This window comes from Mycobacterium sp. AZCC_0083, from assembly GCF_014202335.1.
GTDB lineage: Bacteria > Actinomycetota > Actinomycetes > Mycobacteriales > Mycobacteriaceae > Mycobacterium.
Map to the genome: position 1 here is coordinate 318,918 of NZ_JACHGP010000007.1, position 13,390 is coordinate 332,307.

The window sequence follows — 13,390 nt, forward strand, 5'->3', positions numbered from 1 at the left end:
GTCAGATTTTCGTGGGCTGGGCGGTCGACGGGGTGTCGACCGTGGCGGTTGCGGCGGCGAGAGTGGTGTCTAGCCAGTCGAAGATGACTTGGTGGGCTCGCGGCAGAGAACCGACGTGGCAGTGTTCGCCGGCGCCTTCGGCGGTGGCGAACCGGGCCAGAGTGGTCGGCGCGGTCATGGCCGCTGCGAGGATGGCGGGTTGTCCGGCGAGGAACTGGTCTTCTTCGGCGTCCATGATCAGGGTGGGCGCGGCGATGCGGTCGGCGATGCCGGCGAGGGTGTAATCGGTGGTGCGCCGGATGAAGTCGGCGTAGGAACTCGCGCCCATGGTCCAGACGCCGTTGTTCAGCCCCCACCGCACCTGGGTGCTCCTGGCGGCCAATGCGCCCATGATGTGGTTGGCGACGGTGTCCTTGCTGCTTTGAATTCGGCGCATCAGCCAGCCCGGGAGCGCGTTGACGTAGGCCTGGTGGAAATCGTAGATGCCGTCGTTGAGGATGAGCGCGGCGGCGCGGCGGTCGAACGCGGCAGCGCGGGCCACGAGATAGGCGCCCATGCTGTATCCGAACAGCGCGACGGCTTCGGAGTCGATCTCCGGTTGCTGTTCGCAGTAGTCCAGCACTGGGGTCAGGACCGCTTCCCAGTCGTGGCGAAACGCCAGGCCGATCTCGCGGATGACCGCACCTTGGCCGGGGCCATCGTAGGCCAGCACGTTGTACCCGCGCTGCAGTGCCGCCGCGGCGATGACGAACCAGGATTCCTCTGCGGTCGAGTCGTATCCGTTGGTGTAGACCACGGTGGGGCGTGGCCGTCCAGTGTCGTCGACGAGGAACAGGTAGCCCGGCAATGTAGCTGAGCCGTAGGGGATCTCGATGCGCTGCGCGGGGCGCTCCATCAGTACGATCGCCGAGACGAACGCCTCTCGCGAAAGTCGTGCCACCGCGAGTGCCTCGAGGTCGCGGGAGGCATTTGCGCGGCGGAAGAACTCCGCAGTCCGGTAGTAGTTGGAGGCCCGCAGGAACGCCGAGCAGGCACTGCGGCGGTGCCCGTTGGCCAGGGCCACGTCGGCGATGCGGTGTACCCGGTCGGCGGTGTCACGCCACGCCCGGAACCAGTCCTCTTCGTTGCCGTTGCGGATGGAGCGGGCGGTGGCCAGCACCTCGCCGAGGTCGGCCCCGTCATAAGGTGCGCTGCCCGCGGCGCGCAGGGTCTCGAACGAGAAGGGCTCGTTGCGGAAGGCGAAAGTCATTGCGGTAACCCGATTCTCCACGTCGATACGGATGCGTACCGATGTAAGATTAGGCGCACCGACGATAGAACGCAACCGTTTCGTTGTGATGTGCGATACAGTGACTGGATGACCACGAAGACTTCGGTCCGCCGCGCCCCCGCGGGTGCAGCTGTACTACAGGAGAACGTGACCGAAGCCATTCGCGCCGCCGTGATCCTCGATCTCGCCGAGGTGGGGTACGCGCGCTTGTCGATCGAATCGGTCGCGCGTCGGGCCGGAGTCGGCAAGACCGCCGTGTATCGGCGTTGGCCGTCCAAGCAGCAGATGGTGGTGGCGGTCGTGTCCGAGGTGGCAGGTGCAGCGATACCCGTCATCGACACCGGATCGCTGGTCGGTGACGTGCGCGCATTCCTGTACGAGGCCTACGACGGCCTGCGGCTTCCGATGGTCCGTGCGATTCTTCCGGATCTGTTCGCCGAAGGGACACGTAGCGGCGAGTTGGGTGAGGACCTGCTGGCGAGGGTGCGTGATCCGCGGCGCGCCCGGGCCGCCGAAATGATTGACCGGGCGGTTCGGCGCGGCGAACTGGATCCGTCGGTCGACGTCGAGACTGCACTGGATGTACTTGCGGGCCCGCTGTATTGGCGTCTGGCAGTGATCCAGACACCCGAGGGTGCGCACTACGTCGAGCGCCTGACTCGAGTGGTGGTCGCCGGGATCCAAGCAGCATCGATGTCGGTGTTGGCCGCTGAGTGACGGATTACGTCCCGACGTGAATCGTCGCGGTCTTGACCTGTGCCCCCGCCACGTGGACGCGAGCGCCACACGGAGCCCGCGCTTATCACTGAGGAGCCCGAGCATCGACATGCGCACGAACGCTGTCGGTCCCTTCAGGACGGCTTCGAAGCTCGTCACGGACGGGATGAGCTCGGCGATCTCATGTATGTCGCCGTCGAGCACGAAACGGCTGCCGATGCGAATCTGCGTCACAGCCCGGCTCATGACGACCCCTCCGCGTAACGCGTTGTCTTGGAGCTGACTGCTGAGTGGAGGACCTTCTTCGAGCAGGTGACTTGCGAGAGGTCCATGGTGAGTTTCGTGAGTCCACAACATGCGCAGAAGCGCTGCACGAACGAAGAGTTCCGGTTCGAGACGCGTTGGACAGCGTCCCTGAACTGGAGTCCGTCTACATCGGTTGCGCACACGCCCTCGAGCGCAGACTGCGAGATACATTCGGCTCGGCGGTATCCCGCGAGGATACGCACGTTATCCAACACTGCAGCGGGCTGTTCGCTGGCGATCTCAAATCGCCATCCGATGGATTCCACGACCTCGCGAGCCCACTCGAGTTTTGCGACGACTGCTGGTCGTGAATTCTGTGCTTCGGTTTGACTTCTACCACTACGGAGCCGTCGGCGGTAAGCAACCAGTAGTCGCGAACGTAGCCCCGGGTGTAGCCGTTGACCTTCGCCCTCATCATGAACGGCTGAGCAACGATCTTCCCGACCGAAGGATCGAAATCCGCCATGAGCAGCCGGCCGAGTTCGAGCCGCGACTCGTAGACAGCGTGCTTGGACTCGGTCGAGGACCAGTAGCTGCCCGAGAAGTGAGGTTGACCTAGATACCAACGGAACTCACGCCATGGGTGGGCGTCTTGGACCATGAGCGGCAGAACGTGCTCGGCCGCTATCGCGTTCTCGCCCTTGTATGCGTCGCGTATCACCATCATTGGCGATTTGATCTTTGGTGGCACGATCGAACTCCCCTTGGTTAGTGCGTCTTTCGATGAGCGTGACGCCAATTACTTGTTCTAACCAATGGACTCGAGGCAATCGACTCTGGGGCGATACCTAATCTCAATCAAGCAAGGTGCGCCGCAGCGCGGAGCAACCGTTGACAGCATCAAGAGTTAAAATTTCTGCGCTGCATGGATTTAAGGGTAAGCAATACTGTGGGTGCGCGCCTCTTACCTAGGCCTACGCGGGCTGCACCAAGCCGTGCGAGTGCGGTCCTCCGTAGGATGCAAAGCCTTGGCGGGGGCTTCAAGCACTCTTATCTAGCCCATCACACGGCAAACACGAAATCTCCACGCTCTCTCAGGGAATGACAGCGACTTGCGCCCCCCGGACGCTCGAAGGCGCACACCCTGGCATAGCGCAGCCGTCGCGTGACTTGACTAGGAATCCCAGCGGTCGCCTGATGACAACCCCGGATGGACCAGGATGTTGACCGAGGAGATCGTTGGTGCGCTCACCCAGTCACAGCTCTCGATGAGCTACCTGTCCCGGCACACCTTCAGAGTCGTTGGCGCAACCGGCGACAAACTCGCCGCAAGCTCCTCGCCGCTCTAGACATCGTGTCCTTTTGGACATCGTGTGGACATCTCAGATGAGAATTGGACACGAAGCGTGAGAACTCACATGGGGCATAGACGAAACCGGCCGAAATCTAGGCGCGTATACATGTTGCGAATAGTGTCTACTGCAGACGCAACGAGGAGGCGCACATGACGACGACCACGGACCGACCGCTGCGGGTGATCCAGTGGACCACCGGCAACATCGGGACGCGTTCACTGCATTCCATCATCGGGCGCAACGACATGGAACTCGTCGGGGTGTACGCCCACGGTGCCGACAAGGTCGGGGTGGATGCCGCCGAGCTCGCCGGCTGGCCGGAACCCACCGGCATCGCCGCCACCAACGACATCGACGCGCTGATCGCGCTGAAGCCCGATGCCTGCTGTTACAACCCGCTGTGGCCCAACGTCGACGAACTGGTCCGGCTGCTCGAGGCCGGGGTCAACGTGTGCTCAAGCGCGGCGTGGATCACCGGCGGCAAGCAGTCACCGGAAGACCTTGACCGAATCCGGAAGGCTTGCCAGGCAGGCAATTCCACGATCTTCGGCAGTGGCGCACACCCCGGCATGACGAACATGGTCGGGATGGTGCTCTCGGGTGCGTGCGAGAACGTCGACGAGATCCGCATCACCGAGTCGGTCGACTGCTCGACGTATGAATCCGCCGATACCCAGGCCGCGATGGGCTTCGGACGGGATCCCGGCACGCCCGGCCTCGCCGAGAGCGTGCGGCGCGAGAGCGAGGTGTTCGCCGAGTCGGCGGCCATGATGGCCGACGCGATCGGCGCCACGCTCGACCGGCTGACCTTCGACGTCGAGTTCACCACTGCCACCGGCGACAGCGACCTCGGCTTCATGCAGATCCCCAACGGGACCATCGGCGGTGTCTACGGCTTCCACCGCGGCTGGGTGGGCGAGAAGAACGTCGTCAGCGTCGGGTTCAACTGGACCATGGGCAGCCACGTCACCCCGCCCAAGCCGCTCGAGCATGGACACGTCATCCAGGTGTTCGGCACGCCCAACATGCGCACCGTCCTGCACTGTCTGCCTCCGCGGGGCTGGACCGAGCCCGGCTTCATGGGACTGGGCATGATCTACACCGCGATGCCCGTGACCAACGCAGTGCCCGCGGTGGTCGCCGCCGCACCCGGCATCGTCACACTGAAGGATCTGCCGCCGGTGACGGGCCGCGTCGCCAGCTAGACCGGCATCGCACTCCGCGTCGACTATCCCTGGCGCATGTGTGGCTTCGTGGTCTTGCCAATGACGTACACCCTGGCCTTGCGGCCCTCGCTGGTGGATTCATCTCCTACGCCGACGGACGGCTGCTGCTGCTCAACGACGGTGGACTGGTCGACGACCGCGTCGTCGGCATGGGCAGCCGGTGCGCCCAGCGCCAGCGCACCGACCGCGATGGCGCCCGCAGCGACCACCAGCTTGACTGTCGCGGCCACGGTGTTGGGGTTCACTCGCATGCTGAGCTCCTCTCGGACGGTCGCGGCGGCTGCCGCGCTACCGATATGAGCGCGCAGAGGGCGCGATTCCGACACTTTTCGGCCCACTCCCCGTCCATGCAGGTCGGGGGGTGTGCGCTCAGATGCGCGTCGAGAGGATGGTCAGGCCGGGGCCGTCAAGCTCGCTCAGCGCGTCGGGCCGCCCGGCCATCACCATCAACAGAGCCTCGCCCTGGCCCCGAACCACGGGGCCCTTGCCGTAGGACCAGTCGGAGTCCGTGGCGGCCAGCCGGACGCCGCGGACCCGCAACGCGCCGCGGATGGTCGGTGAATAGCGGACGAAGTCCAGTGCGGCGCTGAGCCGTTCAGCGGGAATCGTCCGCGCAAGGCCCAGCGGACGTCGAATGTCCTGCTGGTGAATCATGTTGTCGGTCAGCGCTACCCGGCCGCCGAAGCCGGCCCCGAGGCCGTGCGGCAGGGCATTGTCTCGAAGCAGTCCGATGAGGTCGTCGGGGGAACTGCCGGCGAGGTCGGCGACCGCAAGTGCGTTGATGCGGTCGGTCTGCAGGCGGCCCTTCAGGAATCGCGTCGCCAGCTGCCCACCGGACAGCCCCTCGAAGCTGACGCAGTGAGCGGCGACGTCGCGCACCGTCCAGCCGGCGCACAGCGACGGCGTCGCCCACTGCTCCGGCGTCAGTTCGGCCAGCAAGTCCGCGAACTCCAGACGTTCGGCGCGGGCGAGCTCCAAAGCGGTCACGCGCCGTCCACCGTCACGCACACGCCGATCGCACCGCCACCGACGTGGATCGACAGCACCGGCCCCATGTCGCTCACGGCCAGCGATTCGATCTGCGGCAGCCGGGCCGTCAGCGCCGCACCGAGCACGTCGGCGTCGTCGTGGTTGTCGACGTGATGGACGACGATCGAGGCCGAGCGGTCGCCGACGAACTCCGCGACCGCCTCGATCATCGCCGCGTGGGCCTTCGACAACGTCCGGATCCGCTGGGACAGCACCAGCCGGCCGTCGACGTCGAGGCACAGCAGCGGCTTGAGGGACAGCGCCGTCCCCAGCCATGACGCGGCAGTGCCGATCCGCCCGCTGCGCCGAAGGTTGTCGAGTCGGTGCACCACGATGAAGGCGCGGCCACGCGGCACGGCGGACCTGGCCGCGGCCTCGACGGTGTCGAGGTCCTCACCCGAGGCCGCCGAGCGGGCCGCCGCCACGGCGACGAACCCGACACCGGCTGCCGCGGACCGGGCGTTCACCACGCGCACCGCGGGCCCGAATTCGCGCGCGGCGGCCACGGCGGTGCTGAAGGTGCTCGACAACGCCGCCGACAGATGCACCGCGACGACGCCGTCCCCTCCGCTGTCGGCCAATGCCTTGCGGTAGGCCTCGGTCAGGTCGGCGGGCGCGGCACCTGCCGTGGTGACGTGCGCCCGCTCGTGGATGTCGTAGGGCACCGGGTCGATCCCGTCGCGCAGATCCGTACCGTCCACCAGGACGTGCAACGGCACCTGACGAATCCCCCACCGCTGCAATTCGTCCGGTTCCAGCCGAGAGGACGAATCGGTGACCACCACGACGGCCATGGTCAGTCGCCAGCGACTTCGGAGACCGCGACCCCCGCCTCGGCGAGACCCTTCATCATCAACTCGGCGACGGCCGCATGTGCCTCGAAGTTCCAGTGGATGCCGTCCGGGTTGCCGCGTCCGCTCATCACCTCGTCGCCGACGGCCGCCTTCAGATCGACGATGGGCACGTCGTGATCACGCCCCCACGACGTGATCGCGTCGACGGTGCCGTCACGCCAGCGGTGCGACCGGCCATAGGTGTCGGCGATGTGCACCGACGGGATCGTCGCCACGAACGGAATGCCCGGCCGGTTGAAGTCGATTGCGGCCCTGGTCTGTTCGAGGTAGTCGGCGCTCAGGTGGGGAGGCAGCGCTGGTCGAGCGATCGGCGACAGCCGCGGCTGCAGCCAGCCGTATCCGTCGCGGGCCCACCGCCTCAGCAACGGCGGTCGAACGTAACGGATCAGTTCGCGCACCGCGGTCGGCAGCGGGGACGGCAGTGAATCCATGCCGCTGGTCGCGACGATCACCGCGCCCGCGCGGGGCAGGGCCGCCCACGCACGGGGATCCTGGATGGCCGCCCACCACACGTCGCGGCAGGTCCAGCCGATCCGGCCGACCAGCTCGACATCCCAGCCAAGTTGGGCGGCAACGATGTTGGGCCAGATCCTGGGATCGTCGGCGGGTAGTCCACCTTTTGGTCCGTAGTAGGACAGGGAATCGCAGAAGATGAGAAGGGTTGGGCGGCTAGAGGACATCGTTTGCAACCTGTGCCGATGCGTTCCAGACGTCGAGCCGCCACCGGACGTCGTCGGCCCCGGCATCCGGTTCCGAATGACCGGACAACTGCACCCAGCTGGCGTTGCCCATGCCACCCAGAATCGGCCAGTTGTCCACCGGCAGACGGAGCAGGGCTGCGGTCAAGGCGGCGATCAACCCGCCGTGGGCCACCAGCGCGACGGGGCGGTCGGCCTCGTCGACACCCCATTCGGCCTGACTGGCCACCAGATCCGCGACCACTGGCAGACTGCGCTCCGCCACGTCGATGCGGCTCTCGCCGCCATGTGGGGCCCACCGCGCATCGTCCCGCCACGCCAACCGGGCGCCTGGGGCGAGGGCGTCGACCTCGAGGTGCGTCATGCCTTGCCAGTCGCCGAGATGGGTTTCGCGCAGTCGGGTGTCGACGGATACCGGCAGCCCGGCACGTTCACTGAGCGCCAGCGCCGTGTCCAGCGCGCGACGCAGATCCGACGACACGATCAGCAGCGGTTGCCGCTTGGCCAGCACCTCGGCGGCGGCGACGGCCTGCATCCGTCCCAGATCGCTCAGGTCGGTGTCGAGTTGGCCCTGCATCCGACTGCCCGCGTTGTACTCGGTCTGCCCGTGCCGCAGCAGCACCAGGCGGCGAACCCTCACTCGTGACCATCCAGGTCCACCGGCACCAGCGGGCAGTCGCGCCACAACCGGTCCAAGGCGTAGAAGTTGCGCTCGTCCTGGTGCTGGATGTGCACGACGATGTCGATGTAGTCCAGCAGCACCCAGCGGCCTTCGCGGGTGCCCTCGCGGCGGGCCGGTTTGTGTCCGGCGGCGCGCATCTTCTCCTCGACCTCGTCGACGATCGCGTTGACCTGCCGGTCGTTGGACGCCGAGGCGATGACGAACAGATCGGTGATGACGAGTTGCCCGGAGACGTCGATGACGACGACGTCGTCGGCGAGCTTGTCGGTGGCCGCCCTGGCTGCCACCGTGGCCATGCCGACGGCTTCTTCGGATGCGGTCATGCGCGGGACTCCTTGTTGGCCATCTTGTTGACCGAGGTGTGTGCCGGGTAAAGGCCGCGCTTGGTGACGTACTGGACGACGCCGTCCGGCACCAGGTACCAGATGGGCCGGCCCGATTCTGCGCGACGACGGCAGTCGCTCGACGAGATGGCCAGGGCGGGCACCTCGACCAGGCTCAGAGCGTCTTGGGGCAACTCCTTCATGGCGGCGGCGATGTGTTCGCCGTCGAGTTCGTAACCGGGTCGGCTGACACCGACGAAACGGGCCATGGAGAAGAGATCCTCCCAGTTCTGCCAGGACAGGATGGACGCGAGCGCGTCGGCGCCGGTGATGAAGTAGAGCTCGGTATCGGGGTTCAGCGCCCCGAGGTCGCGCAGCGTGTCCTTGGTGTAGGTCGCTCCGCCACGGTCGATGTCGACGCGGCTGACGGAGAACCGCGGGTTGGCCGCGGTCGCGATGACCGTCATCAGGTAGCGGTCCTCGGCGGCGGTGACGATGCGCTCACGCTTCTGCCACGGCTGGCCGGTCGGGACGAATATCACTTCGTCGAGGTTGAACAGGTCCGCCACCTCGCTGGCCGCGACCAAGTGACCGTTGTGGATGGGGTCGAAGGTCCCACCCATCACGCCCAGCCTGCGTTGAGTCACGGTTGGCCAGCTTAGCCTGAATCCACCGACGGACATGGGGTTGATCCAGGTATCGGAGTGAGGAAATTGCCCTCTGAACTGGGATGATTGGTGTTCGCTACGCATCAATTGGGTCCAGCGCTGGAAGGCACTTCCGGTGCAAGTTTCGCATGGGCTCGCCGCGGAAGGCGGTGTTCGACGAAGACAGTCTCGTGTCGTGTGCCGGTGATGAAGCTGGCCGAGCAGACCGGGCTGCACAGGCTGCTCGGCGAGAAGGTCCACCCAAGAGCGCGCGGATCAAGTCGGGGGCGGCGAACCCGGCGCCCAAGCTGGCCACCGTCGTAGCGGGAATGATCGCCGGCGCGGACTTCATCGATGACATCGACGTGCCCGGTCGGGGGGAATGACGTTCCTGTTCGACGGCGTATGCGCCACCTCGACGGTCGGAACGTTGTTGCGGGAGTTCACCTTCGGTGTTCATCGACATCGACTCGCTGCTGCGCCCGGTGTACGGACACGCCAAGGCGGGCGCCTCCTACGGGCACACCAAGATCGCCGGCAAGCAGGTCTTGCGCAAGGGCCTGTCCCCGCTGGCCACCACGATCAGCACCCCAGGGGCCGCGCCGGTGATCGCCGGGATGCAGCTACGCGCGGGGAAGACCGGCTCGGGCAAGGGTGCCGGGCGGATGGTCGCCCAAGCGATCAGTACCGCCCGCGCCGCCGGAGCCAGCGGGCAGATTCTGGTCCGTGGCGATTCGGCCTACCGCCCGCGCAAGGTGGTGCGGTCATGCTTGGGCGCAGGGGCCCAGTCTCCTTATTCCGACACCCGGATCAACCCCATATCCGTCGGTGGATTCAAGACGAGTGACTAGGCTCACCGTCATCTTCTCGGTAACGAAGCGACGTGGATGGTCATCCACCTCGACCGCGTCTGCGTCGAGGTCATCGGGGTTTCCCGTAGACGGCCACCACCACGCTGCGGGCGAGACTGTTCTCAGACCAGACGCCGATCATGGTGTTGGCGCAATTGGACATGATCGCCATGTAGTCCGGGCGGTAGTACCACTGGTTGATGACCTCGAGACCATTGATCGCCAGCGCCGGATTGATGGCCACGGTTTCGGTGACGACTCCCTTGAAGCCCGCAGCGTTGGCGCGGTCCTGCGTGGTCGACCCATCCGAGCCGATGTCGCCATCGAGGTCGGTGTTGTTCAAGACGTCATCGGTGTGCCACTGCGCGGCGAGCTGAAGTTGGTTGTTGGCGACGACGTTGTTCGTGCACCCGGCTTGGTGCTGAACGGTGTAAACGTTGGACACCACACCGTTGTTTAGGCGCTTGTTGTCAGCATGCGCCGTGGGGGGCATGACCACTGCGGCAGCGCCCGTCGCCAAGAGTGTTGCCATCACGGAGTAAAAGCGTCTGTACGAGCTCAAGACGTGTCCTCTCGGTCACGAAGGTGGCGGCCGGTAGCCGGCCGCAGAGTTGCGGAGCAGCCAAATCTGTTCGGGGCAAAGCTCGTTGACCGCATGAGTGACTAGATAAGAGGCTTGGAACTCGTCGGACGTAGCGAAGTCGGCCTTGACATCGCCCACCACCGCGCTGATCTGGAACTTCATCCGTTTCATCTCACAGTCGTCTGTTGGTCGGCGCCATCGTCTGGCAACCCCGGTGAGCACCCAGCGTCGTGCGTGGTCAGCACGCCGATGGTCGTCGCCGTTGCCCTCGCGCCCCGACTGATGAGGAGGTCCGTCCCCCTCACCCGCCCGACGTCAACCGTCGGCGTGGTTCTCCCGAACCGACACCGACGTCGTCGACAGGCCTTCGGCCTTCTCGTTTCTGGATCGACGAGCGCGCGCGCACCGACCGAGAAACCGCCGGAAGTACGAGCATCGATCATCCGACGAACGGGGACCGTGCTGCTCTCGGTCGACCGTATCGTTCGATCGGACGTCACGGTCGCTCGCTCTCTGCGAGTACGCCGGCCATGATGAGCTCGTCGATGTCGGCGTCACTCATGCCGAGCAGTTCCCGGCACACCGCGCGGGTGTCGGCACCCAACAGGGGCGCGGGCCGAGGCGCCGGCTCGGGAATCTCGTCGTACAACGCGGGCCCGGTCTCCACCTCGAGCGGTGTCTCGAACCCTGGCTGCACGAGTCGGCCGAACTGATGCCGGGCACGAAGATGCGGATCGGTCAGCAGCGCGCTGACGTGGACGGCGGCCCCGCACGCAACGCCAGCAGCTTGGAGCTGGTTCTGCGCGTCACGCGGTGCCAAACGTGACGTCCACTCCTCAACCGCCCCATCGAGGACTTGGCGATGTGCCACTCTTCCAGCTGCCGTGGCGTAGGCCGGATCGGCCGCGAGGTCGGCTCGCGACATCCCGTGTGCGAGATCCAACCATTGCTGGTCACCGTCGACGTCGATGACGCAATAGGCGTCCGCGCCCTTACACCGATACACCCCAGAAGGGGCATCGAATTCGCCGGCGTTGCCGCGAGCGACCATGGTTCCCGGCTCCAGGGATTCGCGGAGATAGCTGGTCGCCAACTGGCAAAAAATGGTCTCCATCTGGGCCAAGCTGATCTTGCAACCGATGCCGTTTCGTTGCCTGCCGACCAGCGCCGCCAGAATCGCGGCGGTTCCGACGCGCGCGGCTGCGTGGTCGGGATAGACGGTTATGTCGTCGCCGAAGGCGTCGGCGGAATCCGGGTGGCGCCACAGCTGGGTGAGACCAATCGTCGATCGGACGAGCGGCCCGTAGCCCATCTGTGTGCTCCACGACCCGGTGTTGCCGAGTGCACTGCTCTCGACGAGGATGACGCCAGGGTTGATCGCGCGCAGCGAGTCGTAGTCGAGTCGCAGTGCTTCCAGGGTGCCGGGTTTGAAATTGGTGAGCACGACGTCGGACTGAGCGACGAGCGCGCCGAACAGTTGTCGTCCGGTGTCAGAGCGAAGATCAAGCCCGAGGCTACGCTTTCCGCGGTTGCCGACCGCGCAGACGTACCCGCACGCCTCGGGACCGTCGAATTGGCGCGCACCGTCGGGGAAGGCTGCGTTCTCGACCTTGATGACGTCTGCTCCCTGGTCGGCCAACGCCCGCCCCGTTTCTGCACCCACCACGATGACCCCCAGGTCGAGCACTCGCAGACCCTGCAGCGGTCGACTCACGTGTTCATCGGCTGGCGTTTCGGCACGACACACCGCTGTCTCGGACAGAACCTCGGTGGTGTGCTCTCCGAGTTCCGGTGCGCGGCAGCGGAAACCGGCTCTTTGCCGGTCGTATTCGACGTATCCGTTGGGTACGATGCCGACGAGTCCTGGTGCCACTTCCATCTGAGCGAAGGAATTTCGCTCCTCGACGTGACTGCTGGCGAGGACTTCATCCGGCGTGTTCAGCGATGCCACGGCGATGCCCAGGCTCGCTGCCGTCTGGACGATGTCTTGACGTGTCTTGTCTGAGAACAGTTCGGCGATGGCGGGGCGAATCCGCTCCCACTGCATGAACCGCGTCACGAGCTGCTCGTATGCGGGATCTGCCAGTTCGGCCGGCTTGCCCATCCATCCGAACATCGATCGCCACTGCTTGGCCGATGCGATGAACATCCGGACGTGCCCATCGGCACAGGGCACGATCGGGTACAGCATGCGCCGATCGGGGCGCCCTGGCGGGAGCCGTGAGAGTGGTTGTCCCATGGTGGCCGTGCCGCCCATGCCGTATCCGGGATCGAATCCTTGGACGACGAGATCGAACAACGAGCAGTCGACGTATTCACCTCGCCCAGTGCGCCGGGCGCGATACATCGCCAGCAGCGCAACGAAGGCGGCGTGCACTGCGGCAGTTTGACTGGCGAGTTCACCGGGTGGTCTTAGCGGCTCGCGCTGTGGGGCCCCGGACCGGGTCATTGCCGACGACATCGCCGTGAGCACCAGATCCGTTGCCTTCCAGTCACGGTATGGACCAACCTGACCGAAACCGGTGATGGAGGCGACGACCAATCCAGGGTTGCGGTGTCGCATGACCTGCGGGCCGACACCGAGCTCGGCCAACCGTCCCGGTGCCCACGACTCCACGACGAGATCGGCTTCGTCGGTGAGACCCAACAGGTATTGACGGTCCTCGTCTGTCCTCAGGTCCAGCACGATGCCGCGCTTGTTGAAGTGTGTCGTGGCGAAACGCAAACCGTGGCCCTCGAACTGGGGGTGCTGGCGGCGTGACGCCGCTCCCTCGGGCGGCTCGACGAGGACGACGTCGGCACCGGCTTCGGCCAAGAACCGTCCGGTCGTGCCGGCGACGCCGTCGGTGAGGTCTATGACGCGGATACCGGAAAGCGGTAGCGCCGTGTCGGCCATCGTTGCCTACCTT

At 65.7% G+C, this 13,390-nt stretch carries 14 protein-coding genes and 2 pseudogenes; 4 read left to right on the plus strand and 12 right to left on the minus strand.

Going from position 1 to position 13,390, the window contains the following annotated elements; all coding sequences use genetic code 11:
* Window position 1: 1 nt before the first annotated feature.
* Complete coding sequence (locus tag HNP02_RS19355; protein WP_184441430.1) at window positions 2–1,249, minus strand: alpha/beta fold hydrolase; 1,248 nt, start codon at window positions 1,247–1,249, stop codon at window positions 2–4.
* 108 nt (window positions 1,250–1,357) lie between these two features.
* Between HNP02_RS19355 and HNP02_RS19360 the strand changes: the two genes are divergently transcribed.
* Window positions 1,358–1,987 (plus strand): TetR/AcrR family transcriptional regulator, encoded by a 630-nt coding sequence (locus tag HNP02_RS19360; protein WP_184441432.1) that lies wholly within the window; start codon window positions 1,358–1,360, stop codon window positions 1,985–1,987.
* A gap of 430 nt (window positions 1,988–2,417) precedes the next feature.
* Here HNP02_RS19360 and HNP02_RS44070 read toward each other — a convergent pair whose 3' ends face one another.
* The gene (locus HNP02_RS44070) at window positions 2,418–2,960 is read right to left on the minus strand and encodes a TnsA-like heteromeric transposase endonuclease subunit (RefSeq protein WP_375373693.1); all 543 of its coding nucleotides are present in this window, start codon (window positions 2,958–2,960) and stop codon (window positions 2,418–2,420) included.
* Between the two features lie 493 nt (window positions 2,961–3,453).
* On the opposite strand from HNP02_RS44070, the gene HNP02_RS42850 reads away from it, so the two are divergent.
* Entirely contained in the window at window positions 3,454–3,582 is a 129-nt protein-coding gene (locus HNP02_RS42850; RefSeq protein WP_255506674.1) for a hypothetical protein, read from the plus strand.
* A gap of 155 nt (window positions 3,583–3,737) precedes the next feature.
* Complete coding sequence (locus HNP02_RS19370) at window positions 3,738–4,793, plus strand: dihydrodipicolinate reductase (RefSeq protein ID WP_184441436.1); 1,056 nt, start codon at window positions 3,738–3,740, stop codon at window positions 4,791–4,793.
* Between the two features lie 23 nt (window positions 4,794–4,816).
* Here the strand turns inward: HNP02_RS19370 and HNP02_RS19375 are convergent, their stop codons facing one another.
* The 7 genes from HNP02_RS19375 to nadD form a co-directional block, all read right to left on the minus strand.
* Window positions 4,817–5,065 carry a hypothetical protein gene (locus HNP02_RS19375; RefSeq protein ID WP_184441438.1) on the minus strand — a complete coding sequence of 83 codons (249 nt, stop codon included), beginning with the start codon at window positions 5,063–5,065 and terminating at the stop codon, window positions 4,817–4,819.
* Between the two features lie 118 nt (window positions 5,066–5,183).
* The gene (locus HNP02_RS19380; protein ID WP_184441732.1) at window positions 5,184–5,792 is read right to left on the minus strand and encodes a maleylpyruvate isomerase family mycothiol-dependent enzyme; all 609 of its coding nucleotides are present in this window, start codon (window positions 5,790–5,792) and stop codon (window positions 5,184–5,186) included.
* A 5-nt stretch (window positions 5,793–5,797) separates the two neighbouring features.
* Window positions 5,798–6,637, minus strand: a complete 840-nt coding sequence (locus HNP02_RS19385; RefSeq protein ID WP_184441440.1) for a DegV family protein — start codon at window positions 6,635–6,637, stop codon at window positions 5,798–5,800.
* A gap of 2 nt (window positions 6,638–6,639) precedes the next feature.
* Entirely contained in the window at window positions 6,640–7,377 is a 738-nt protein-coding gene (octT, locus tag HNP02_RS19390) for a diglucosylglycerate octanoyltransferase (protein ID WP_184441442.1), read from the minus strand.
* Window positions 7,367–8,035 (minus strand): glucosyl-3-phosphoglycerate phosphatase, encoded by a 669-nt coding sequence (gpgP, locus tag HNP02_RS19395; protein WP_184441444.1) that lies wholly within the window; start codon window positions 8,033–8,035, stop codon window positions 7,367–7,369. The genes octT and gpgP overlap by 11 nt, the downstream gene beginning before the upstream one ends.
* On the minus strand, window positions 8,032–8,400 hold the full coding sequence (gene rsfS, locus HNP02_RS19400) for a ribosome silencing factor (RefSeq protein ID WP_184441453.1): 369 nt from the start codon (window positions 8,398–8,400) through the stop codon (window positions 8,032–8,034). The genes gpgP and rsfS overlap by 4 nt, the downstream gene beginning before the upstream one ends.
* Window positions 8,397–9,083: a nicotinate-nucleotide adenylyltransferase gene (nadD, locus tag HNP02_RS19405; protein WP_184441455.1), complete on the minus strand. Its 687-nt coding sequence runs from the start codon at window positions 9,081–9,083 to the stop codon at window positions 8,397–8,399. The genes rsfS and nadD overlap by 4 nt, the downstream gene beginning before the upstream one ends.
* Before the next feature lie 100 nt (window positions 9,084–9,183).
* Here nadD and HNP02_RS19410 point away from each other — a divergent pair.
* Window positions 9,184–9,835, plus strand: a pseudogene (locus tag HNP02_RS19410) (IS1380 family transposase); the annotation flags it as partial.
* Window positions 9,836–9,968: 133 nt separating this feature from the next.
* On the opposite strand, the gene HNP02_RS19415 reads toward HNP02_RS19410, so the two are convergent.
* The 3 genes and pseudogenes from HNP02_RS19415 to HNP02_RS19425 form a co-directional block, all read right to left on the minus strand.
* Window positions 9,969–10,430 carry a CAP domain-containing protein gene (locus HNP02_RS19415; protein WP_184441734.1) on the minus strand — a complete coding sequence of 154 codons (462 nt, stop codon included), beginning with the start codon at window positions 10,428–10,430 and terminating at the stop codon, window positions 9,969–9,971.
* A 45-nt stretch (window positions 10,431–10,475) separates the two neighbouring features.
* Window positions 10,476–10,622, minus strand: a pseudogene (locus HNP02_RS19420) (DUF732 domain-containing protein); the annotation flags it as partial.
* Between the two features lie 355 nt (window positions 10,623–10,977).
* A complete protein-coding gene (locus tag HNP02_RS19425) occupies window positions 10,978–13,377 on the minus strand; it encodes a CaiB/BaiF CoA-transferase family protein (RefSeq protein WP_184441457.1) in 2,400 nt (799 codons plus the stop codon).
* Window positions 13,378–13,390: the final 13 nt, after the last annotated feature.

Coding starts and splice junctions, on each gene's coding strand:
- HNP02_RS19385 (WP_184441440.1), bottom strand. CDS start 6,637: ATGGCCGTCGTGGTGGTCACCGATTCGTCCTCTCGGCTGGAACCGGAC.
- HNP02_RS19370 (WP_184441436.1), top strand. CDS start 3,738: ATGACGACGACCACGGACCGACCGCTGCGGGTGATCCAGTGGACCACC.
- HNP02_RS44070 (WP_375373693.1), bottom strand. CDS start 2,960: ATGATGGTGATACGCGACGCATACAAGGGCGAGAACGCGATAGCGGCC.
- rsfS (WP_184441453.1), bottom strand. CDS start 8,400: ATGACCGCATCCGAAGAAGCCGTCGGCATGGCCACGGTGGCAGCCAGG.
- HNP02_RS19425 (WP_184441457.1), bottom strand. CDS start 13,377: ATGGCCGACACGGCGCTACCGCTTTCCGGTATCCGCGTCATAGACCTC.
- HNP02_RS42850 (WP_255506674.1), top strand. CDS start 3,454: ATGTTGACCGAGGAGATCGTTGGTGCGCTCACCCAGTCACAGCTCTCG.
- HNP02_RS19355 (WP_184441430.1), bottom strand. CDS start 1,249: ATGACTTTCGCCTTCCGCAACGAGCCCTTCTCGTTCGAGACCCTGCGC.
- nadD (WP_184441455.1), bottom strand. CDS start 9,083: ATGTCCGTCGGTGGATTCAGGCTAAGCTGGCCAACCGTGACTCAACGC.
- octT (WP_184441442.1), bottom strand. CDS start 7,377: ATGTCCTCTAGCCGCCCAACCCTTCTCATCTTCTGCGATTCCCTGTCC.
- HNP02_RS19375 (WP_184441438.1), bottom strand. CDS start 5,065: ATGCGAGTGAACCCCAACACCGTGGCCGCGACAGTCAAGCTGGTGGTC.
- HNP02_RS19360 (WP_184441432.1), top strand. CDS start 1,358: ATGACCACGAAGACTTCGGTCCGCCGCGCCCCCGCGGGTGCAGCTGTA.
- HNP02_RS19415 (WP_184441734.1), bottom strand. CDS start 10,430: ATGGCAACACTCTTGGCGACGGGCGCTGCCGCAGTGGTCATGCCCCCC.